The sequence below is a fragment of the Exiguobacterium sp. s191 genome, from assembly GCF_018618955.1.
Taxonomy (GTDB): Bacteria; Bacillota; Bacilli; order Exiguobacteriales; family Exiguobacteriaceae; genus Exiguobacterium_A; species Exiguobacterium_A abrahamii.
Genome location: NZ_JACSNC010000001.1, coordinates 1,011,035 through 1,033,604 on the forward strand (window position 1 = coordinate 1,011,035; position 22,570 = coordinate 1,033,604).

The following is a 22,570-nucleotide window of genomic DNA, read 5'->3' on the forward strand; positions in this document are numbered from 1 at the left end:
CTCTACTTTACTATGGAGTGATTTTTCTTTCTTTTCAGTCAATTTTTCATTAGAGTAAGGGGTGACTCTCAATAAAAGGACGTGACATCATGTATCTTCCAAGTTTTTCGTTAACCGATCAGACATTTCTTATCACTGGAGCTGGACGAGGTATCGGACGCGCGCTCGCCATCGGGATGGCAGAAGCCGGTGCTAACATCATTCTCGTCGCCCGGACGGAACGCGATTTGAAGGAGACGGCACAAGAAATCGAACGACTCGGTCGAACGGCTTACATCTTCCCGTGCGACATCACTGACCGGAAACAAGTCGTCGAGACGGTAGCTCGTGCATACGAACAAGTACCGCAGATTGATGGGCTCGTCAACAATGCGGGAATGAACATTCGCTCGAAGGCACTCGATGTGACGGAAGACGAGTGGGAAACGATCCAACAGACTAATCTGAAATCCGCCTTCTTTTTCGCTCAAGAAATTGGGAAACGGATGCAGGAGACAGGTGGAAGCATTCTGAACATCGCCTCGGTTGCTGGTCACGTCGCCTTAAGGACCGGTGTCGTGTATGCGACGACGAAAGCGGCAATGATTCAGATGACGAAAGTTCTGGCGCTTGAATGGGGACCACAAAACATTCGTGTCAATGCGATCGGACCGTGGTATTTTAAGACACCATTAACGGAACCATTACTGAAAGATCCTACATACTTGCAGGACATCGTTGACGTGACACCGCTCGGTCGGGTCGGTGAATTAGAAGAACTGGTTGGACCAGCCGTCTTCTTATCGTCTGCTGCAGCCCGTTACGTGACCGGGCAAACGCTTTATGTCGATGGTGGGATGACGATTAAAGGTTTTTAAGACAGAAGAAGACGGATGCGCATCTGCCCATCCGTCTTCTCGTATCTGAAAGGAGCTTCATCATGTCAAAACGGATTGCACTCATCGCTGGTGGCTCCCGTGGCGCCGGACGCGGCATCGCATATGCCTTAGGTGACGCCGGAATGATCGTTTACGTCACGGGACGAAGTACGAATGAACAGACAACGGATCAACGAAGCGAAACGATCGAAGAGACGGCTGCTGGTGTCACGGCACGCGGCGGACTCGGTATCCCGATCGTTTGTGACCATACGAGTCTTGACGATATCGATCGTCTGATTCAGCAGATCCAGCACCGCGATGGTCGAATCGATCTCCTCGTCAATTGTGTGTTCGGTGGTTCGGAAAGCCACTTACCGTCTGGAACCGGACGACGGTTTTGGGAGCGACCACCTGAACATTGGGACGCGATGATGTCTGCCGGACCAAAAGCGTACTTGTGGACGATTCGGGCCGCGATGCCATTACTGCAACAGAGTCCAGCTGCGCTCGTCATCAATCTGACATCATTCACTCCAGAGCAGGTGTCTGGAAACCTCTATTATGATTTGGCGATGCAAACGATTAATCGGATGACGCACGTCATGGCGCAGGAGTTAGCTCAGACGACCATCTCCGTTATCGCGCTCTGCCCCGGTTTCATGCGGACGGAACGGGTTGTCGATGCCGGTTTCGCGAGTGCCGCGACTGAATCGACGACCTATATCGGACGAGCCGTTACAGCGCTGATGGCGGATGACGATGTTAGACGTTATTCTGGACAAGCCGTCTTCGTTGCCGATCTCGCGAAGACCTATCAATTTACGGATCAGGACGGAACGCAGCCACTACCTTTTTAATTGCTTTAATCGATGAATTAACTAGTTTTCAATCACTCACTTCCGTTCCGGTCGTGCTGGATCAAAGATTTCTTCCGCATCAAAGAATGGATCGAGTATGCTCGTCTTTCCAGCAACGGCTTGACGTAGACGAATCCCATCAACGTTGATCCGGGCTTGGCGGAAGTAGTCGGGTCCAACTTGTTTCCACGCATGTTGACTCGCATCAACATTGAAGAAATAACGGAACCCGCTATCGATGAGTAAACGATATTTCTCACCCGAATAATCGTGCCAATCCCCGACATCACTACCGTATGGATAAATTAATTGCGTCGTTTTTCCGATCAGCGGGGCAACGTCCTGTTTGTAGCGTTTAAGATCCGCACGAATCGTCGTGACTGATTCTTTTCCGACCCAAATATGTCCGTACGTATGACTCGCGAACTGCCAGCCGTCCTCTTTTAATGCGATGGCGGTCTGTTTCGCTTGTTTTCGTGCCGTTTCGACCTTTTTATTGTGTCCATATTGATTGTAGGAGGAACGATACCCGAGCACCCCGTTATAACCTGTGATACCGAGCAACCCTTTTGCTCCTTTATAGGAAAAGTCAGGATGCGACTGGACGAACGCATCGACGATTGGTACGAGATCATAGGCACCATCCGGCTTTCCAACCATTGCGTTGACGATTTTGCCATCCTTCACTTTTAAATTCTTCGCAAATCCATCGCCTTTCATGTATTCGTAATAATTGACATCATCTTGCGAGAGCACGAGCGGGTGTTTTCCTTTTGGTAAACGGACAGGTGTTTCAACGATCTTCCCGTTCAACTCTTTTGCTAAGTCTGTTGGTCGGACGAGTACGTAATCGTTTTTATACAACGCATCTAAAATCCGTTCGAATTCCTGTTGCGTCACCATGTAATCATCGTATCCTGCTTCCTTCCGGTCGCCATCAAATGCTTGGTTTGGATCAGCAATCAATGAATGAAAAAAGAGATGTGGCACAGGTTTCGTCACAGGCAGGAGCGCCTGCTTTTTCTGTTCGTATTCCTCTTCCCTCTGTTTCGTCTCTTTTGCGCGGACGGGTTTCAACACTTTGATCGCCCGGTCATAATCGTACTGGGCAGCGTAACGATCCGCACGCTGGATCGTCTTTTCTATGTATGCCTGTTGCGAAGCTTGTCTTTTTTGCTGTGTCTCGTGTGTTTTTTCCGACTTTTTCTCGCTGACTTCGCTTTCCCCACATCCACTTAGTAGCAGACTCAGCGCCACACCGCCAATGATCCAGTTCCGTCTCATGTTTTTCGACTCCTTCATCAATTTTGACGTTTTCATTCCCCTCTATATCTAACTGTTCCCGATTGTTCAGTCGATTAACTACTTTTTTGAGTCATTCCGTTTCGTTATGACTGTCCATCCAAAGCGGAACTTCCGCTCACTCGTCTTGAGGTGTTTAATAAAGGACGTAATGAAATTCACGGAGGTGCAACAAGATGATTGAAAAGAACTTAATTAATGGTGAATGGTACGATACGACAGAAACGATTCCGGTCTACGACCCAGCAACGAAAGAACTGCTCGGACATGTTCCGGCAAGTTCAGCGGAAGACGCACAACGTTCCGTTGACGCAGCGAGCGAAGCATTCGTCAAGTGGTCAAATGAAACAGCAGACACACGCGCGAATTTAGTCGATGCCTGGTATCGCTTGATCAACGAACACCGTGAGGAACTCGCTCGGATCATGACGACAGAACAAGGAAAGCCGTACGTCGAAGCACTCGGTGAAGTCGATTACGGCAATCAATACGTCCGTTGGTACGCTGAAGAAGCACGCCGGATTTACGGTGAAACGATTCCGGCTTCTGTTCCAGGAAAACGACTCTTCGTCGAAAAAGAACCAGTCGGTGTCGTCGCAGCGATCACACCATGGAACTTCCCGGCAGCGATGATCACACGTAAACTTGCACCGGCTCTTGCAGCGGGTTGTACGATTGTCCTTAAACCATCGGAAGAAACACCGTTTACGGCACTTCGTCTCGTTGAATTAGCAGAAGAAGCAGGTATCCCTAAAGGTGTCATCAACGTCCTAACAGGTGACGCGGCAACGATCAGTGGCGTCTGGCAAGCCGATTCTCGCGTCCGGAAGATCACGTTCACAGGTTCAACAGCCGTCGGGAAATTGATCATGCGTCAAGCAGCCGATACGATGAAAAAACTATCACTTGAACTCGGTGGTCACGCACCCTTCATCGTCACGGAAAATGCGGATCTCGATAAAGCCGTCGAAGGCGCGATGCGCTCTAAATTCCGAAATGGTGGACAAGCGTGTGTCGCGACGAACCGCTTCTACGTGCAAGCGTCTGTTCTTGACGCATTCACGAAAAAATTCACAGCAGCCGTCAAACAACTGCAAGTCGGTAACGGGATGGACGCTGACTCGACAGTTGGTCCATTGATCAATGCGAAAGCCGTCGCAAAAGTCAAAGCACACATCGATGACGCTGTCGCAAAAGGTGCAACGATCCTGACTGGTGGTACGATTGACGAATCTGTCGGCTACTTCGTCACTCCAACCGTGCTTGCGAATGTCACAGAAGACATGCTTTGCATGCAGGAAGAGACGTTTGGTCCGCTCGCACCGATCTCTGTCTTTGAGACACTTGATGAAGTCATCGAACGGGCGAACAACACGCCATACGGACTAGCGGCTTACGCGTTCTCTGAACGCATCGATGAAGCATTGATGCTCGGAAAACGACTCGAATACGGGATCGTCGGTCTGAACGATGGTGCGCCATCTGCAGCACAAGCCCCATTTGGTGGCTACAAAGAGAGTGGTCTTGGACGTGAAGGTGGCGTCTACGGCATCGAAGATTATCTCGAAGTCAAATACTTGTCGCTCGGTTAATCCATCAGACATTTCGTTTGAAACGAACCATCTTTATTCATAGGTAACCCCTCATTTCTAAATCGAAATGAGGGGTTTTTGTATCGGTGATGCCCATGAATGAGTAGCTCCTCCGTGCAAGTTACTTTTTAAGGTATAATTCAAAATGAGAGATCATATGAAAGGACGGATGCAGGAATGGATGTCATCTCCTTTGGTCAGAAAGAAAATAATCAACGCTACATAACAAGACCGGCTGTCTATGCTGTAATGTTCAATCGTCAGTTAGACAAAATAGCTATCATTCAAAAAAATGACGGTAAATACTTTCTTCCAGGTGGCGGAATCGACGCACACGAAACGCACGAGGACTGTCTTAAAAGAGAAGTTTTAGAAGAAACCGGACTGGATATCGAAATCAGTGCTTTTATCGGACGCGCAAATCGATATTTCTACTCTCATAATGAATGTACTTACTATTTGGGTGAAGGTTATTTTTATGTCTGTCATGCGGATAAAAAAATAAAAGATTCCATTGAAGAAAACCACTTTTTAAGGTGGATTAATCCTTCTAAAGCAACAGAAGATTTATTCCACGAACATCAACGTTGGGCTGTTCGGAAAGTACTAGAGGAAAACCTCTGATGTAAAGAAAATGATTAAGACCAACAAAAAATTCAATTTTTATCACTTTATTAAAGAGTTACATTTTTATCTTCAGACTAACAATAACGAATCAAATATGTCCTAGTATTTCTTTATATTTACGTTGAACTAATGAGCATTCAATTAAGTATAAGTCGAATCAGGGATATCTGTTGGCTGTAAATTCATGATTGCTCCAAAATATTGAGATGCTGTACAAAACGTAATGAACGCACATAACTCGCTGATTTCTTGAGCAGTAAATGTTTCTTTCATCAATGAAAATATGGAATCAGGAATATTCCCCTTTACCGTTAAAAAGAGATCTGCAAATCCAATAGCTAAAATCATTTTTTCATCCATGATGTTCTTCTTCGGCTTTCCTTTAGCCTTACAATAGGCACATCCATTTGATTGTGCTAATGTTCTTCGAACTTGTTCTTTCAAATCTGAACTTAGGATTCCTTCTTCAACCAAGTCTCTTTCAAGCATCGTCCAACTATTTAAGATTTTGGCGTTGTGACCTAATAATTTCTGAAACGGTGTTTCTCCTATTTGGGATAAAGGTATTTTTGTCATTCTCGTCACTCCTTCTACAAAATATTTTATATAATAATCAAGCATCCTTGCATTTCATTTGATACATTTGACGATAAAATACTTACTGTTCAACATTTTATTTCGGAGGAGGATTTACAATTGAAAATTGACATAATTGATCGACAAATTTTAAATGAATTAGCTCAAGATAGTCGATTATCGATGCGTTCATTAGCAAAACGAGTTAATTTATCCGCTCCCTCCGTAACAGAGCGTGTCCGACAAATGGAATCTTTTGGACTCATTCAAAAATACAGTTTAAAAATCGATTACGAAAAGTTAGGGTCTCCTATTGAATGCTTAGTAGAAGCAACCATTAAAGAAGGACGCTACGATACATTTAAAAATCACATACAGCAACTTACTAACGTTGACTTTTGTTATAGAATATCAGGTGATTCTTGCTTCATGCTAAAATTACATTTCCAAACGTTTCAAGAGGCAGAATTTTTTATAGAACAAATCCATCCATATGCCCATACAGTTACTCGCTTTATTTTTTCGGAAGTTGGCACTCAAGTCATTATATAAAAAAAGACAAGAAGAGCATTTGAAGTTTGCTCTTCTTGTCTTTTGATAAATATTATTCGACGTATTCGTAGAGAACGACACTCTCGATGTAGTGAATGAAGCGGCGTAATTCCTTCTCCTCTTCGTTCGAGAGATCCCCTTCTTTCGACATATTCGCGATTTCAAGACGCTGAACTTCGATCGCTTTCAAGCAAAGTTCTTCTTTTTGCTGATCGACGTCCTTGCCACCGATTGGTGACGACCAACGCGTATGTTTGAAGCGAAGTCGTTTATAGAATTCCAGCACACTTTGAACGACGTCTGGTGGGTACGATGAGCGACAATTCTCGAGACGTTCAATCACTGTGCCCATTACCTTTTCATATAGTTCATGCTCGACTTGTGTCATTTGAATCAACGCATCAGACGACATGTTCGATCGTTTCCGTTTCCACCAGAGTTTACGGATCGGTTGGACGATTTGGAAACGCGAATCCTTGCCGATCGCCTTACGACGATTTTCGATCGAGCGGAAAACGTCCTTCTTCAGCAGATCCGGCACCTTGTGTTCAGCGACGAAGCGTTTCGTTTCTTCCTTCTCCCACTGAACGGCTTCAAGACGTAGGGCTTTTAATTGGTCATTGAACTGGTTTAGTTCTTCCTGACTTTTCTCCTGCGCTCGCAGTAATCGAAGCATGACATGATACTCATTGAGAAGATCAAACGCAACGACTGCATTGTCTTCATCCGTCACTTGCTTAATCTCTGAGATCGCCCGGCGAATCATCCGTTGTTTTTGGGTATTCAGGTCGAGTGCGATTGGTGTAGCCGCTTCTCCCCGGTTCAAGACCGGTAAGAGAATCGTTGCGAGAACGAGTGTATAGATGATGACACCCGCTGCAAGGAAGATGATCAATGAGCGTTCCGGGAAGGCTTCGCCGGACTCCGTCAAGAACGGTAATGACAAGACCCCGACCATCGTGATCGTTCCGCGAACCCCGACCAGTGTCGTGATTAAATCTTGTTTGAAGGACGGTCGACGATGATCGCGGTCCTCTTTTTTAAAGAACCGATGATCGAACCAATTGAAGAACATCGTCCAGACGAGACGGATCGCGAGAATGAATGAACCGATTTCGATGACATATAGCATGAGACGCCAGTTGTTGATCGCATCATCTGCAAAAATCTCGCGTGTCGCTTCCGGCAACGTCAAACCGAGCAATAAGAAGATAATCCCGTTTAACGTATACGCAATCATCGTCCAGATGTTATCCGTCAACGTCTGCTCTTGTGCAAAGAACGTTTCCGTCCGTTCTTTGATCAAGGCATGCAAGATACCACCTGTCACGACGGCGATGACGCCTGACGCGTGAAACCCTTCTTCGGCGATGAAGAAGATGATGAATGGCGTTAAAATTTGCAATAAGGCATAAAAGACAACATCTTCAATGCCGGCGCGACGCAAGCGAACCTTGAGAAAGTTCATCGCGAGTGAAATCGTCAATCCGATCAATGCTCCGACGATGAACATGTAGAAGAACTCAGTCGTTGCGCTTTGAAGCGAGAAATACCCTGTGACGACAGCAGCGACCGCATAACTGAACGCAACGAGTCCCGATGCGTCATTGATCAGCGATTCTCCACGGACGAGCGTCAGAATCTGTTCTGGAATCTGGACACGTTTCGCAATCCCGTTGACGGCAATCGGATCGGTCGGCGATAAAATCGCAGCTAAAGCAAAGGCAGCAGCGACTGGAATAACTGGAATCAACCAGTTGATGAAGTACCCTCCGACGATCGTCGTCAACAAGACGAGAATGATCGCGTTCCCAAAGATCGCTGTCCGCATCCGCCATAAATCTTCTCGTGGGAAGTGAGAACTATCGTTGTAAAGTAACGGTGCGATGAATAAGAGGAGGAACCACTCGGATTCGACCTCGATCGTCAAACCACTCATCAGGAGAGCGGCGACGGTTCCGGCAATGATTTGAATCAAAGCCGTTGGGATGAAACGGATGTAATGTCCGATGACTTGCGTCAATAAAATAAGCGCAAGCATCAATAAAATCAATGATAGTGTTTCCATGGAAGACCCCTTCCTCTATTGTTTCTTTCTACCTATATCCTAACATAGTTTTTTAATCAATCCTGTCCGAGCGCCTTATCGGACCGTTGCACAGCAATCATTTCTTCTGCTTGACGAATCAACTGCTCCCTAAGGTCGACTGGTTCAAGGACTCGCACTTCCGGACCGAGTCGCATCAACTGGCGTCCGAGATACGGCAGTTCAGTTTCCGGAATCAACCATGTTCGTTCCGACTGAATTGGTAAAATCCCCTCTAGCAAACGTTCGCCTAATGCTGATACTTCCAGTTTCACCGTCGTCATCGGTATGTGTGCCGTACCCTGCTCCAAATCTGAAAAGGTTAACTCCGTTGCCGGCAACTCATGGAGCGTTACGTCTTTAATCCGATCGACACGGAACTGGCGATACCCTCGATTCGTCTGTCCATAGAAGTACCAGCGATTCTGTTCGAACGATAAACCAATCGGATCTACGACGATCATGCGTCGTCCTTTTGTCGTTTCATAGAGAATATTCCCCATCCGTCCGCTCTCTAACAAGTCGAGTAACGCAGGATTTTGCGGCGACGGTGGTGTATCGACAGCTTGAAAGCGAAAGCGGTCTTTCCATTTTACGATCTGTTGCTCCGTCATCTTCGGTAACTCGTTCGCATAACGTTCAGCGACTTCCTGACGAATCGTTCCGAATGGAAAATCAGGAATCTGACTAATCCATTCCAAAAGGATGAAGAAGACAATCGTCTCTTCATCCGTCAAAACGAGTGGCGGCATGTTCCGATGTGGCAACATCCGGTAACCCCCTGCTACGCCAGGCTCGCTGTAGATTGGATAACCATTTGCTTCAAGTACCGTCATGTCTCGTTGAATTGTCCGGATCGACACCTGACATTCTTCCGCGAGCATCCGTGCAGAGAAGTGTTCGTCCCGGTTTAACAAGCGTACTAAACGCCACTGTCTCGTATTCATACAGTTCCTCCTTAAATGACGACATCTTTTGTCGTCATTATACGCTAAGATGAAGTCACACGATGCAAAAGGAGGAATTATGGATGTCGCAACCTACGACCGTTCTTTATATCGCTTGTAGTCTTGATGGGAAAATTGCTAGACTCGACGGTTCACTTGATTGGTTATTTGCCGTTGCCGGAGACGGGGATAATGGTTATCAAGCGTTCTATGATCAAGTCGGTGCCGTCATCATGGGACGAAAAACATATGATGAGGTCCTGCAACTCAGCGAGACATACCCTTACGCAGATATTCCGAGTTATGTCTATAGCCGGACGCAACAAACGTCTGAGACAGTCACTTATACGGATGAACCGCTCGATCAACTGCTTGACCGGATTTCGCCAACGATCGAAGGTAACGTCTGGCTTGTCGGTGGTGGCGAATTGATTCAAGAAGCGTTGCGCTTAAAACGCATCCGCTCGATTGAACTGGCGATCGCCCCTGTCATCCTCGGAACAGGCATCCCGCTGTTTCCGGAAGGGACGAATGAAACGAATCTTCGTTTGACAGCAAGTCGCCATTCGGGACAATTCCTGATGGCGACGTATGAAGTCTTGACTTAAAACAACAACAACCGGTTCGGGAAAGCGAACCGGTTGTTCGTTTATATCAGTCAGGCATTTTTCTTCGTTTTTTTCTCTTTTGGTTCCGTCCACTTGAAGATTTTATTCATGACGTTGTAAATCCGTTTTGATTCCTTCGTCATCAACGGTCCGACGATGGCGAGAATCAAGACATACAAGGCAGAGAATGGTGACAAGATATCCATCAATCCACCAGCGATTCCAAGATTCGCGACAATGATCGAGAACTCCCCGCGCGAGACAATCGTCAAGCCGATGTTCGAGGATGCTTTGTGTGACAAGCCTGCTTTACGCCCCGCAATCATACCGGCCACGTAGTTCCCGATGATCGTGATGACGACGGCACCGAGTGCGAGCCAGACAGCGTCAAGCAACATTGTCGGATCGATACTTAATCCGAAACTGAAGAAGAAGATCGCACCGAAGAAATCACGGAATGGAACGACGAGATGTTCGATCCGCTCTCCTTGATCGGTTTCCGAGAAGACGAGACCGAGTAACAACGCTCCGATCGCTTCTGCGACATGAATCGTTTCCGAGAATCCAGCGATGAAGAACAAGGCAGCAAAGACGACGATGATGAAGACTTCATCCGAGGCAATCTTCAGCATCTTATTCAAAAGCGGTGTTGCCTTCCGAGCGACGATGAAGAACAGCAACATATAGCCGAGGGCGATCAAGATTGACGTAAGAGATGCGAGTAATGTCGTCCCACCGCCGAGAAGCAGTCCCGATAAGACCGACAAATAAACCGCGAGGAAAATGTCCTCGAACATGATGATTCCAAGAATCAACTCCGTCTCCGTATTACCGGTCCGGCGGAGATCAACGAGGACTTTTGCCACGATCGCACTCGAGGAGATCGTGATGATCCCAGCGATGACGAGTACTTCATAGAGTGGGAATCCAGCGATGAATCCGTATAAGAGACCACCGGTGAAGTTAATCGATAAATAAATCGTTCCACTCGTGACAATTGATTTTCCGGACCGGATCAACTTACCGACCGAGAACTCGAGTCCGAGATAGAATAAGAGGAATAGGACGCCGATTCGTCCGAGGAAGCTGATGAACTCAGCACTTTCAATGAACTTGAAGTCTAGTATCCCGATTGTCGGAGCGTGCGGTCCAACAATCATCCCGAGAATGATTAGAAACGGGATGATCGAGAAATTGAGTCTGTTCGCGAGCACTGCCGCGATTGCCACTAAGATAAGCGCGGTACCGACTTCAAATATGAGATGATCCATATATTATCCGCCTCCTTCGATTGAGAATAATGCTTTCGTGATGTGACGGATGTTTTGACGCTCTCCAGATAAGACAATCGTATCACCGGCTTCAAGGCGTGTATCCGGTCCTGGGTTAAGCGATTTTGAACGGTCATGCTTGAGCACCGCAATGATTGAAATATCGTAATGGTTACGGACATCGAGCTCTCCAATCGTCCGATTGTTGACCTTTGAATCCTGACCGACTTTGAACCACTCGATGACGAGATCATCAAACGCGAGTTCGATCTTTTCAAGATCCTTCGGCTTATAGGATAATCCTCCGAGAATTCCTGCCATCTGACGGGCTTCTGCGTCATTGAACGTCACGCTCGAGATGCTCTCATCAAAATCGTCATCATCATAGTGATGCATCTCGCGTCGTCCGTCGTCATGGACGATGACGACCACCTTATCTCCTCGTGTCGTGATGCCTTCGAACTTCCGTCCGATTCCTGGTAAATCTACTTCGCGCATATCCATCTGTTATTTCCTCCTTTTTTGATTTTACAAATGATGATTCGCTTTGTGGATGAGTGTCTTGAACGCCTCATCACTCAATATATCTTGAAGGTCATGCAGCTGTTTCAAATCCGCTTTCGCCATGATGACAAACCCGTCCTCCTCAATGAATGCCACGCGATCTCCTTCCTCCACTTGCAAGGCCTGCCGAATTTTTTTGGGGATGGTGATCTGTCCTTTTGACGTTAACTTTGATAGCTCCATCACGAACTTCCTTCTTTCTGTGTTTTTTCTTGTATTCCTTACTTCCTTACTTTTCTTATTTCCAATATAACATAGTTCTAAACTTATTCCGAGTGTTTTGCTTTGAATTTAAATTTAAAAATCGATTTTCTTTTTGTTCAACCGTATTCATACGATTATTTTCAAGACATCTTATAATAAACATAGAAAAACGCATCCTAATCTAAATGGATGCGTTCTTCGTCTTATTGTTATTCGGAGGTGATTTTATGTCGCAATTATTTTCAATTGCGTTTGTAATCTATATTTTATCGTTGAACATGGCAGCGATCTATCTTATCTACAAGCGACTTATTTCTTCTATACTCGCTGGTTTAGCAATTTTTTTCTTCATTCTTTCTGTCAGTTCAACCGTTATCGTACTCTTTCTATTTCTCACACCATTTACGGACTGGTTCACAGGTTTAGGAAATTTGTTAAGTATCATTTGGTTTGGTCTGCTGAACGGATGCTGCTACATCTTATTCGGTACCGTCAAATGGGTTTTTTCAATGATTCGGAGATGATTCTTTGGCCGGAACAATCTTTAGCCCTTTTTCACCTAGGTGATGGATGGACCGTTCAATCGCTGTTTCGATGTATCCATCCAATTGACATGGCAACAAGATATCATATTCTTGTGGCAGAACGGTTCGTTGGTCCTCTTCTACCTCTCTAATGAAATGCGGAAGTGATTTCCATCTCGATTGCACACTCACTTCATGAAGCGCTCCGTTGATCGCTTGTTCATTCCAATTCACGAACGGAGCAATGCGTGTATTGTACCGCCTGAAGTCATCATGATACCTTGAACCAATCGAGGCGTCAGCTATAATCGCTTGCCGTAACCACCCCATATAAAAACCGCGTAACCAAATATCGTCCGCTATCAGATGGACGTAATAGCCACTTCGAAAAGATGGATCCCAAGACGCCGAGTCTCTCCAAAACGCTTCGTAGTCAATCGCTCGTGTTCCGCTCGCTAATTCACCCGTATAATAGTGGGCTTGCTCCTTCTCCTCATAGCATGCATCAGGAGCGACCGCACCGAGAAGAAATCGAGCGGGGTCTAGTTCCGAAAGTAACGTAATCAATCGTTTTCCGATGTAGGCATGCATCAGTCGTGAACCCATCGCTTACTTCCCTTCGTAATCGCTACGCGTGATCGCATAAATTTTTAAGTCCCAGAAACGCTCTTTAACGAATAAAGCACTCCGCGAGATCCCTTCGAACGTCATGCCAATCTTTTCCATGACACGAGCTGATCCATCATTCGCAACAAAACAACGGGCTTGAATGTGCTCGAGTCCGAGTGTCTCAAAACCGTACTGTACGAGACGCGCTGCTGCTTCCGGCATCAAACCCTTCCCCCAGTAATCGCGCGACAGCGCATAACCGAGTTCTGCTTGCTGTTGCTCAAACGAGACTTTGATGAAATCAATCGTTCCGATGACTCGTCCGTTCATTTTGTCTTCAATTGCCCAAGGTGCCGGATTCCCTAGTTCGTATTGGCGAAGGATATGTTCGACGAATTGCTCAGAGTCCGCGAGGCTTTTATGCGCATGCCAGCTGACATATCGCGCCGTCTCTTCATCTTTCGTGTAGGCATAGATATCTGCTGCATCTTCTATGCGAACCGGTCGCAAACGGAGTCGCTCCGTTTCAAGTACAGGCAAAGCTTGATATAAATCGATGGTCGTTAACATGATCAAACCCTTCTTCCCTTGATTTTTTCCAAGTATACCCACTCTTCCATAAAAAGTATAGAGATATACGAAAACGGTATCAGAATTTTCTGGTATACTATTGGAAAATGATGTAAGAAAGGGTGTTGTCATGTCTTCTCGGGAGCGAACGCTCTTAAGTGCACTCGGTATTTCACAGTTTGGTGACTTCATTTATCTCGTTGCGATCAACGTTTATATCTATCGCTTGACCGGCTCAGCGTCAGCCGTTGCTGCGCTTTGGATCATCAGTCCGGTCGTCGCTCTCGTCATCAAGTCGTTCGCGGGAAGTTGGGTCGATCGATCCGACTTACGTCGACTGTTGATTCAGACTGATTTGTTACGAGCTTTCTTAATCGGTATCATGCCATTTCTACCATTATCGTTGCTTTACATCGACTTGATCGCCTTAGCTATCATCAAAGCGGTCGTCGAACCGGCAACGTTGACCTACATCACGACGCTTGTTCCACAAAACGATCGGACGTCGTTTAATGCCTATCGTAGTCTGATCACGTCTGGTGCTTTTTTAATTGGTCCGGCTCTCGCTGGAGGACTGCTCTATGTTGCTTCTACTGACATTGCCATTTGGCTCAATGCCATCTCGTTTCTCGGATCAGCTGTCCTACTGATGCGCTTGCCGCGTTTTACCGCTTCGGTCGAACGAGGGATGCGGCTGCAAGACATTATATCTGATTGGCGGCTTGTCTATCAGTTCAGCAAAAGCGCACGCTACGTGACCGGATTGTATATCCTCGCGATGCTGATGATGATCGCGACACTTGCGCTTGATACACAAGAAGTCGTCTTTTTACAGCGGAGCATCGGCTTATCGGAAACCGATTACGGTTTACTGATGAGCCTGACTGGGATTGGTTCCGTCGCCGGCAGCTGGGTCGTCGCCCGCTACGCCAAAACACTCTCCGTTCGGACGATGCTGACGATTGGCTATGTATTTGTCGCTGTCGGTTACATGCTGTATGCAAGTGCGAATTCATTTTCAATCGTCTGTATCGGTTTCTTGTTGCTCGGTTGTTTCCACGCATTTGCGGGGACCGGTTTCCTAACGTTCCAACAGACGAATATTCCACTACACTTAATGGGACGCTTTACGAGTCTTTACGGAGTCGGTGTCAGTCTGCTACAGATTCTAGCGATCGTCGGCATCGGTCTGCTCGGTGATATCTGGTCGATTCGCTTCAGTACAATTCTATTTGCCTGCCTCCTCGTGATCGTGACAATCTGTTTTCTCGGATTGGTTCTCCTCCCGCGCAAGCAACGGTACTTTACGACGAACGAAGTTAAAGCAGAGCGACACGCCTAAAAAACAGGGAACCCCGTCAACGCGGTGTTCCCTGTTTGAGTTGCTGTTTCATCACTTCTGCGTGTGCGACGAGCGGAAAAGATCCATCTTGTAGTTGTTTTTGCAGTCGCTTCGCTTCTGCCCAAGCGAGCGCATATTCCGCTTGTGAGACCTCCCCTTGATCTCGTGCTGCTTCTAGTTCGTCCGTGTCGATTAACAAAACTTGTCCCGATGGCAAGGCGAGCAGATCGAGAAACAGATCCTCCCAGTAGACTCGTCCGTCCTCCACTCCGGTACGAAGACAGATATCGATATAGGTTTGTACTAACTGACCTGCGGCGTCAAACATCGAGGTCACGGCATGATGGGCATCGCTTGGGAATTGTTGTACCCAGACGTAACCAGCGTCAGCGATTCGAATCGTTTCGTCACCATAACGGACATCTAACGGTGAAGTGACTTCAATCAGTTGAAGGAGTGTCACATGTCCGTTGAACACCTCGTTTTCTACCTGTTCATGAACATAGTGTCGTTGTGTGATGCGACGCCAGTCACGTCGATCGGCATAGCGTTTTTTGATCATTTACCGGTCCCCCGTTTTTTCCTTAGTGTGCCATACCCCACTTCTTTTTCGTTCTAATTCTTTAAAAAAAGGGGCAACGGATTTTTTCCGTTGCCCCTTACTTCATCATTTTGCCGTCTCTGAACCGTGTAACGCAGCACCATTCGTCTCGATGACGTGACGGTACCAATCGAACGAGTCTTTTTTCATCCGTTCCATTGATCCGTTGCCTTCGTTATCCCGATCAACATAGATCATGCCATAGCGCTTTTTCATCTCCCCTGTCGTAAAGGAGACGATGTCGATGACACCCCACGGCGTGTAACCAATCAATTCGATGCCATCTTCGAGTACAGCTGCTTTGAATGCTTCGATATGCGCACGCAAGTAATCAATTCGCGCCGTGTCATGAATCTGACCATCCTCGATCGTATCGATTGCACCAAAGCCGTTTTCGACGATGAACAATGGAATCTGGTAACGATCGTATAGACGATTCATCGCATATCGGAGACCAACCGGATCAATTGCCCAACCCCAATCACTCGACTGGATGTATGGGTTCTCAACGCCGTTTGCGAGACCACCGTTGACGATATTTCCCGTGTTATTGACGACAGCATCATGTTTAACGGTCGTCGACATGTAGTAACTGAATCCGAGATAGTCGACTGTTCCGTTTCGCAAGATTTCTGCGTCACCGTCTAGAATCGGAATATCATACCCTTCCCGTTTGAACTCATTCAACGCATAAGACGGATAGTAGCCGCGGACTTGGACGTCTGGGAAGAAATAGCGCTGACGCATCGATGTCTCAGCGAGCAGGATGTCTTCCGGGTGCGATGAATACGGATAGATTGGTACGTGCGAGACCATTGCTCCGATCTCGAAGTCCGGGTTGATCGCTTTTCCTTTCGCGACGGCAAGTGCACTTGCGAGTAACTCGTGGTGTCCCGTTTGATACATGACTTCCATCGCGTTCTCTTCCGGATCAAGGAGGACACCGGAATTCGTCCAGAGGAATAATGGATTGCTGACGTCCATCTTGTTGTTGATCTCATTGAATGTCATCCAGTATTTGACCTTGTCTTTGTAACGCGTGAAACAGACTTCCGCGAATTTTTCGAAGAACAGCGCTACTTTCCGGTTGCGGAAACCGCCATATTCACGCGCAAGATGGAGTGGCATCTCAAAATGCGACAACGTGATGATTGGTTCGATGCCGTATTTCAGTAATTCGTCGAAGACGTCATCATAGAACTTCAGTCCTTCTTCGTTCGGTTCTGTCTCGTCCCCGTTCGGGAAAATCCGACTCCAACCGATCGATGTCCGGAGACACTTCAGTCCCATCTCAGCGAACAGCGCGATGTCCTCTTTATAACGATGATAGAAATCAATCGCTTCATGGTTCGGATAAAATTCATCCTCTTCTACTTGATCCGTGATGCGACGAGCGACACCGTGCGCCCCTGCCGTCAATACATCGACGACGCTCGGTCCTTTTCCACCAGCGTTCCAGCCGCCTTCGAATTGATGCGCCGCTAACGCACCGCCCCATAAGAAATCGTTTGGTAATGTCTTCATCTTCATGTCCTCCTTCTATTTCTCTTACTTGATGATCGTCAAGATCTGTGTGTTTGCCGTCGTGACCGTCTCGTCCGTCGGTAGGATTTCCGCATAACTCTGAGTGTTCGTGATAATGATTGGCGTGATCGTCTCGAGTCCATGCGCTTCAATTGCTGTCGCATCAAACGTTACGAGTAGATCACCTGTCGTCACGGATTCGCCTTCTTTGACGTGAAGCGTAAACGGTTTACCGTCGAGCGTCACGGTCTCAAGACCGACATGGATCAAAACTTCGACACCACTCGTCGAGCGTAATCCGATCGCGTGACCTGACGGGGCGACCATGACGACGGTTCCGTCAAACGGAGCCGTAACCCGGTTGTTCGTCGGACGAATCGCTACCCCTTGTCCCATCGCACCGGAAGCAAATACAGGATCCGGTACATCTGATAAAGCAACAATCGTTCCTTCAAGTGGTGCGCGAAGCGTCTCTTCGTTTGTCAGAGTTGCGCTGACTTCTTGTTTTGCAACTGGTGTCGCTGTACTTTCAGATGCTACGACCGGAGCAGCCTGCTCCCCGAAACCGAACACTTGAATCAAAACGATGGGTAGAATCAAGGCAATCGCCGTTCCAATCAATAAGCCGATGATCGACGATGGATAGTCGGAATCGATACCGTTGACGAGCGTCAATGGTCCCGGTAACCCAGCGTAGGCAAAGTAATACGGTTTAAAGAAACTTGCCGTGACAGCACCGATTGCTCCTGAGATACAGCCATAGATGAACGGTTTTTTAAAACGGAGCGTCACCCCATAGATAGCTGGTTCCGTGATACCGAAGATGCCCGTCAGTCCGGCTGAGACCCCGACTTTTTTCGTTTCTTTGTTACGTGCTTTCAAGATGACCCCGATGACGGCACCGATTTGGGCGATGACGGCAATCGTTTGGTAGGCTTGGAACGAGTCGCGACCATATTGCTCAAAGTTTGCGAGTACCATCGGCGTGACACCCCAGTGGACACCGAAGATAACGATGACTTGCCAGAAGCCACCGATGATGAGACCAGCTACCGCAGGAGCATTCTCCGCTAAGTAGTTATACCCGTTTGCGATCCCTTCTGCACCAAGTGTCGTGATCGGTCCGATCAAGAGAATCGTAAGCGGCACCATCAATACCATACTGAAGAATGGAACGAACAACGGACGAATGACTTCATGAATCGTCTTGTTCAGGAATCGCTCAACATAGGACAAAATCCAGACGAGGAATAATGGCGGTAAGACCGATGACGTATACGTTGTACCGGATAAAGCGATTCCTAGGAACGTGATGGATTCACCGGCAGTGATGCGTGCTGCGATATCTGCCCATGTTGGACTGACAAGTGCCGCACTACAGGCGACCGCGATGAAGGCGTTGACCTTAAAATGATTCGCTGCCGTGATGGCAATGAAAATCGGCAAGAACGTAAATGGTGCCCATGAGATGAAGCTGAAGACTTCATAAGTACCTGTCTTCGCAAATGCTGGAAAAGCGAGCGTCGTCAAAATCAGAGTTCCCTGCAGAATCCCCGCTGCAGCTAAGATGTAGACGAACGGTGCAAAGACGGCTGACATCGTCGCTATGATTCGGTTGAGGACCGTCCCTTTCGGTGCCTCTTCCGTTTCCGATTGTTCCAGATCGACAAGTTTTACAAACTCTTGATGGACTTCCCCGACGTGTTGACCAATGACGACCTGAAACTGCCCGCCAGACTCAACGACCGTAATGACGCCAGGTAATGCACTGACTGTTTCCTTGGCTGACGAATCCGATCGTTTCAAGACAAGACGAAGTCGTGTAGCACATCGGACGGCGCTGATGACGTTATCTTCTCCCCCGACAGCTTCTAAAATCGAATGCGCTAACTGTTGATAATCACGAACCTTGCCCATATCGTGTCCCTCCCCTGAATAAAACGCGTTGAATACCCTTTCATTTTAATTGTACATGCACAATTAATCAATACATAAATAATTAAATTTACCATGCCATTAATTAAGAGATGGCTTATGCTATACTGAAGAAAGAAAAAAGTTCGCAAGAAAAGAAGGTGTCCTATGCTGAAATACCAACAGACGGCCGATGAAATCGAACGGTACATAGAACAACATGAGTTGAAACAAGGGGACAAACTGCCGATTCTCGAAGAGTTGATCCGGCAGTTCGCTGTCAGTAAGACGACGATGACAAAATCACTTGAGTTACTTGAACGAAAAGGAATCATCTTTCAAGTCCGTGGAAGCGGGATTTTTGTCCGGAAGACGAATCGAACTGGCTACATTCGCCTGTTCTCGACCCAAGGATTCAAGCAGAATCTCGTCGGTCATACGATCGAGTCGACCGTTCTCGCACTCGAACCAATCGCTGCAACCGATAACATCGCGAAGAATCTCGGGATCGAGGCAGGTGAGACGGTTTATTACGTCAAGCGAATCCGCTATATCGACGGCAAGATCCTCTGTCTCGAAGAGTCTTACTATCGCCAATCGATCGTTCCGTACTTAAATCGTGAAATCGTCGAGAAGTCGATCTTCGAATACTTAGAGACAGCACTTCAATTGAATATTGGGTTCTCGGATATGTATATGCACGTCGGGAAGTTAAGCGCTGAGTCGGCTCGTCATTTGGATCTCACCGCGGGCGATCCTGGATTGACGATCGAGACGGTGTTTCATTTGACGAACGGTCGTCCGTTCGACTATTCCGTCATCACTTACCACTATGAACATTCGCATTTCGTCGTTCAGGCAAATGGGCTATACCTTTAACAAATGAAAAAAGTAAAAAAGCGAAGTCTGATGATTGTCTTCATTTTACTTAAGACGTTCCATCGGATTTCGCTTTTTCTTTTAAGAAACTAATTAAAATTAATATACAAAACGGATAAATCGCTAAAACACCAATCAATAATAAGCCAAGGACTGGGCTCGGAAAATCAGTAGGATACGTGACTGGAAACCACTGACTCAGAGCATACGACATAAAGAAGAAATACGGTATCCAACTGAAAGAAGTCGACCAAATAAGTCGGTTTCGAATTGTTATCCCCCGAATCAGTCGAATAGGCGTAAAGAATAGAATAGTGCACACCAATATCAACAGGCCATCGATTAGATAAAAAAATTGGTATGATGTTCCCGTTATGCGGATAATACGTTCGATGTTCAATGTCATATCAACAGGAAGAAAGAGAATCAAGGCGAAAAACAAACTCCATCCGTTCCATTTTATAAATAATCGCATCCTTTAAATACCTATCTCATCTTTACTAGAATTTTCGAGATACAGTTCTCCATCAAATGTCGTTAAGGCAATCACTTTCCCGTCTTTTTCATACCACGCCGTTGCGCCTTCACGATCGAGTTCTTTCCAACCGGCTTGGCGAATCCGAGTCCCATAGAGTAAACCCGGTCCGTCAGTTTCCGAGACTAGACGGGTTTTGATTTTCCACTCGCCTTGTTTTTCAACTGCCGTAGCAAATCGCGGCACCGGAAAACCGGATACTTTTGATTCTTGAAATCCAGCATACCAACTACCGATGACTACAATGAGCCCAAGACATACAATGGCGATCCATTTCTTCTTCATAAGTATTCTCCTTTTACTTTCCATCTTCATTTTAAAATTACCAAAAAATAGTTTAACTTCCCTCATCCTAAAGGCGGATTACTGATTTTTTAGTTGTGAAAACATATGAAAATTGTTTCGAATTTATGAAAACATCCAAAAAAATTTCAATTTTTTTCATAAAAAATGCACACCCCTGTTCGTCCTTAGAGTCGCAACGGTTTGATAACTCCCGGCACAGAGCCATTCTCAGTCATTTTCAAGTGGTTAAGCGTATTAGCAACTTGACTTCATTTCCTGCTATGGTACGATACGAACTTATCAAAGGGAGTGAACAGAACTTATGAAATTCAGAAAAGAAAAAGTCAATGTCGTTGACATGCAGCAAACCAAAAAGAGTGTCTACGCGACCGGAATTGGGAATGCGATGGAATGGTTCGATTTTGGTCTTTATTCCTATCTCGCAATCATCATCAGTCAAAACTTCTTTAGCGCTGTTGAAAATGATGAACTGAAGCTCGTCTTTACGTTTGCGACCTTTGCGATCGCTTTTTTAATGCGACCAATCGGCGGAATCGTCTTTGGACGCATCGGAGATCGACTCGGGCGGAAGGTCGTCTTAACAACGACAATCGTCATGATGGCTGGCTCCACGCTCATCATTGGACTATTACCGACCTACGATCAAATCGGAATTTGGGCACCGATCCTGTTATTGTTAGCCCGGATCTTACAAGGATTCTCGACTGGCGGTGAATATGCCGGCGCAATGGTCTACATCGCTGAGTCATCACCAGATAATAAACGAAGTGCTCTCGGAAGTGGACTTGAAATCGGTACACTCGGTGGATATATTCTCGCCTCATTACTGGCTACAACACTTTTCGTCACCTTATCGGATGATCAAATGGCATCTTGGGGATGGCGGATTCCCTTCATTCTTGGGGCACCACTCGGTTTATTTGGTCTCTATTTACGTCGTCACTTGGATGAATCACCGATCTTCGAAAATGAGATTAATGAAAACACAGAAGAACCTGCGACATTCCGCGAAATTCTTCGCGACCACAAACGTGATATCATCGTTTGTTTCATCGCTGTTGCCTTCTTCAATATTACGAACTACATGCTCTTGTCCTACATGCCATCGTACCTCGATGAAGTCATCGGCATGTCAAGTTCGACAAGTACGATTCTAATTACTGGTGTCATGGTGATCATGATTCCGCTCGCTTACTTCTTCGGGAAGCTCAGTGATAAAAAAGGGAATCGTAATATCGTCCTTTTCGCGTTAGCCGGACTATCGTTGCTCTCAATCCTGTCGTTCTTCTTGATTGGTCTTAAACCACTCTTGTTCGTCGGAATCGGGATCTTCATCCTTGGCTTCTTCTTGGCGATCTTTGAAGGAACGATGCCAAGTCTTCTACCGAGTATCTTCTATACGGATGTCCGTTACCGGACACTATCCGTGACGTTCAACGTCTCGGTCTCGATCTTCGGTGGAACGACGCCACTCGTTTCGACTTGGCTCGTCCATACGACACAAAATCCGCTTGCTCCTGCTTTCTATCTAACAGCAGTCAGCGTCATCGGCTTCGTCACGTTCTTCTTCTTCTTTAAGAATACTGCTGGTAAGGCACTGAAAGGGTCGCATCCGACTGTATCGAGTGAAAAAGAAGTCGCGTCGATCGCGAAGAAACCAGACGATGCCCTCTGGTGGGCAGAATAATTGCTATAAGTAAGAGTCGTCTTCCACAGAAGA

General features: G+C 46.6%; 22 protein-coding genes. 9 read left to right on the top strand and 13 right to left on the bottom strand.

Annotation, left to right across the window (positions count from 1 at the left end):
• Positions 1 to 89: 89 nt before the first annotated feature.
• Together KNQ09_RS05495 and KNQ09_RS05500 are read left to right on the top strand one after the other, a co-directional pair.
• Entirely contained in the window at positions 90 to 857 is a 768-nt protein-coding gene (locus tag KNQ09_RS05495) for an SDR family NAD(P)-dependent oxidoreductase (protein WP_214857787.1), read from the top strand.
• A 62-nt stretch (positions 858 to 919) separates the two neighbouring features.
• A complete protein-coding gene (locus KNQ09_RS05500) occupies positions 920 to 1,717 on the top strand; it encodes an SDR family NAD(P)-dependent oxidoreductase (protein WP_214857789.1) in 798 nt (265 codons plus the stop codon).
• Positions 1,718 to 1,753: 36 nt separating this feature from the next.
• Here KNQ09_RS05500 and KNQ09_RS05505 read toward each other — a convergent pair whose 3' ends face one another.
• On the bottom strand, positions 1,754 to 3,001 hold the full coding sequence (locus KNQ09_RS05505; protein ID WP_251138098.1) for a polysaccharide deacetylase family protein: 1,248 nt from the start codon (positions 2,999 to 3,001) through the stop codon (positions 1,754 to 1,756).
• A gap of 194 nt (positions 3,002 to 3,195) precedes the next feature.
• Here KNQ09_RS05505 and KNQ09_RS05510 point away from each other — a divergent pair, with 194 nt between their 5' ends.
• Complete coding sequence (locus tag KNQ09_RS05510; protein WP_214857792.1) at positions 3,196 to 4,611, top strand: NAD-dependent succinate-semialdehyde dehydrogenase; 1,416 nt, start codon at positions 3,196 to 3,198, stop codon at positions 4,609 to 4,611.
• A 177-nt stretch (positions 4,612 to 4,788) separates the two neighbouring features.
• Positions 4,789 to 5,235 carry an NUDIX hydrolase gene (locus KNQ09_RS05515; protein WP_214857793.1) on the top strand — a complete coding sequence of 149 codons (447 nt, stop codon included), beginning with the start codon at positions 4,789 to 4,791 and terminating at the stop codon, positions 5,233 to 5,235.
• Between the two features lie 144 nt (positions 5,236 to 5,379).
• Here KNQ09_RS05515 and KNQ09_RS05520 read toward each other — a convergent pair whose 3' ends face one another.
• A complete protein-coding gene (locus KNQ09_RS05520; RefSeq protein WP_029341860.1) occupies positions 5,380 to 5,814 on the bottom strand; it encodes a carboxymuconolactone decarboxylase family protein in 435 nt (144 codons plus the stop codon).
• A gap of 120 nt (positions 5,815 to 5,934) precedes the next feature.
• Between KNQ09_RS05520 and KNQ09_RS05525 the strand changes: the two genes are divergently transcribed.
• On the top strand, positions 5,935 to 6,366 hold the full coding sequence (locus KNQ09_RS05525) for an Lrp/AsnC family transcriptional regulator (RefSeq protein ID WP_214857795.1): 432 nt from the start codon (positions 5,935 to 5,937) through the stop codon (positions 6,364 to 6,366).
• 52 nt (positions 6,367 to 6,418) lie between these two features.
• Here the strand turns inward: KNQ09_RS05525 and KNQ09_RS05530 are convergent, their stop codons facing one another.
• Both KNQ09_RS05530 and KNQ09_RS05535 read right to left on the bottom strand, forming a co-directional pair.
• Positions 6,419 to 8,434: a Na+/H+ antiporter gene (locus tag KNQ09_RS05530; protein ID WP_214857797.1), complete on the bottom strand. Its 2,016-nt coding sequence runs from the start codon at positions 8,432 to 8,434 to the stop codon at positions 6,419 to 6,421.
• 56 nt (positions 8,435 to 8,490) lie between these two features.
• Positions 8,491 to 9,399, bottom strand: coding sequence for a helix-turn-helix transcriptional regulator (locus tag KNQ09_RS05535; protein ID WP_214857799.1), 909 nt, complete (start codon positions 9,397 to 9,399; stop codon positions 8,491 to 8,493).
• An 83-nt stretch (positions 9,400 to 9,482) separates the two neighbouring features.
• Here KNQ09_RS05535 and KNQ09_RS05540 point away from each other — a divergent pair, with 83 nt between their 5' ends.
• Positions 9,483 to 10,007: a dihydrofolate reductase family protein gene (locus tag KNQ09_RS05540; protein WP_214857802.1), complete on the top strand. Its 525-nt coding sequence runs from the start codon at positions 9,483 to 9,485 to the stop codon at positions 10,005 to 10,007.
• A gap of 50 nt (positions 10,008 to 10,057) precedes the next feature.
• Here the strand turns inward: KNQ09_RS05540 and KNQ09_RS05545 are convergent, their stop codons facing one another.
• From KNQ09_RS05545 to KNQ09_RS05565, 5 genes are all read right to left on the bottom strand, one after another.
• The gene (locus KNQ09_RS05545) at positions 10,058 to 11,278 is read right to left on the bottom strand and encodes a cation:proton antiporter (protein ID WP_214857804.1); all 1,221 of its coding nucleotides are present in this window, start codon (positions 11,276 to 11,278) and stop codon (positions 10,058 to 10,060) included.
• Positions 11,279 to 11,281: 3 nt separating this feature from the next.
• Positions 11,282 to 11,782 (bottom strand): cation:proton antiporter regulatory subunit, encoded by a 501-nt coding sequence (locus tag KNQ09_RS05550; RefSeq protein WP_029341865.1) that lies wholly within the window; start codon positions 11,780 to 11,782, stop codon positions 11,282 to 11,284.
• A 24-nt stretch (positions 11,783 to 11,806) separates the two neighbouring features.
• Positions 11,807 to 12,025, bottom strand: coding sequence for an AbrB/MazE/SpoVT family DNA-binding domain-containing protein (locus tag KNQ09_RS05555; protein ID WP_058264909.1), 219 nt, complete (start codon positions 12,023 to 12,025; stop codon positions 11,807 to 11,809).
• A 527-nt stretch (positions 12,026 to 12,552) separates the two neighbouring features.
• Positions 12,553 to 13,176 (bottom strand): zinc dependent phospholipase C family protein, encoded by a 624-nt coding sequence (locus KNQ09_RS05560; RefSeq protein WP_214857807.1) that lies wholly within the window; start codon positions 13,174 to 13,176, stop codon positions 12,553 to 12,555.
• 3 nt (positions 13,177 to 13,179) lie between these two features.
• Positions 13,180 to 13,749 carry a GNAT family N-acetyltransferase gene (locus tag KNQ09_RS05565; protein WP_214857809.1) on the bottom strand — a complete coding sequence of 190 codons (570 nt, stop codon included), beginning with the start codon at positions 13,747 to 13,749 and terminating at the stop codon, positions 13,180 to 13,182.
• A gap of 130 nt (positions 13,750 to 13,879) precedes the next feature.
• Between KNQ09_RS05565 and KNQ09_RS05570 the strand changes: the two genes are divergently transcribed.
• Positions 13,880 to 15,091, top strand: coding sequence for an MFS transporter (locus KNQ09_RS05570; RefSeq protein WP_214857810.1), 1,212 nt, complete (start codon positions 13,880 to 13,882; stop codon positions 15,089 to 15,091).
• Positions 15,092 to 15,107: 16 nt separating this feature from the next.
• Here KNQ09_RS05570 and KNQ09_RS05575 read toward each other — a convergent pair whose 3' ends face one another.
• The 3 genes from KNQ09_RS05575 to KNQ09_RS05585 all read right to left on the bottom strand — a co-directional run bounded on the left by KNQ09_RS05575 (position 15,108) and on the right by KNQ09_RS05585 (position 19,133).
• Positions 15,108 to 15,653, bottom strand: a complete 546-nt coding sequence (locus KNQ09_RS05575; protein ID WP_214857811.1) for a ribonuclease FAU-1 family protein — start codon at positions 15,651 to 15,653, stop codon at positions 15,108 to 15,110.
• A 105-nt stretch (positions 15,654 to 15,758) separates the two neighbouring features.
• Positions 15,759 to 17,216: a 6-phospho-beta-glucosidase gene (gene bglA, locus KNQ09_RS05580; RefSeq protein WP_214770473.1), complete on the bottom strand. Its 1,458-nt coding sequence runs from the start codon at positions 17,214 to 17,216 to the stop codon at positions 15,759 to 15,761.
• Positions 17,217 to 17,240: 24 nt separating this feature from the next.
• Positions 17,241 to 19,133: a beta-glucoside-specific PTS transporter subunit IIABC gene (locus tag KNQ09_RS05585; RefSeq protein ID WP_214857812.1), complete on the bottom strand. Its 1,893-nt coding sequence runs from the start codon at positions 19,131 to 19,133 to the stop codon at positions 17,241 to 17,243.
• Between the two features lie 165 nt (positions 19,134 to 19,298).
• Between KNQ09_RS05585 and KNQ09_RS05590 the strand changes: the two genes are divergently transcribed.
• Positions 19,299 to 20,009, top strand: coding sequence for a GntR family transcriptional regulator (locus tag KNQ09_RS05590; RefSeq protein ID WP_214857813.1), 711 nt, complete (start codon positions 19,299 to 19,301; stop codon positions 20,007 to 20,009).
• Positions 20,010 to 20,487: 478 nt separating this feature from the next.
• Here the strand turns inward: KNQ09_RS05590 and KNQ09_RS05595 are convergent, their stop codons facing one another.
• Positions 20,488 to 20,829 (bottom strand): hypothetical protein, encoded by a 342-nt coding sequence (locus KNQ09_RS05595; protein ID WP_214857814.1) that lies wholly within the window; start codon positions 20,827 to 20,829, stop codon positions 20,488 to 20,490.
• Positions 20,830 to 21,151: 322 nt separating this feature from the next.
• Here KNQ09_RS05595 and KNQ09_RS05600 point away from each other — a divergent pair, with 322 nt between their 5' ends.
• On the top strand, positions 21,152 to 22,537 hold the full coding sequence (locus KNQ09_RS05600) for an MFS transporter (RefSeq protein ID WP_023468496.1): 1,386 nt from the start codon (positions 21,152 to 21,154) through the stop codon (positions 22,535 to 22,537).
• The last annotated feature ends 33 nt before the right edge of the window (positions 22,538 to 22,570 follow it).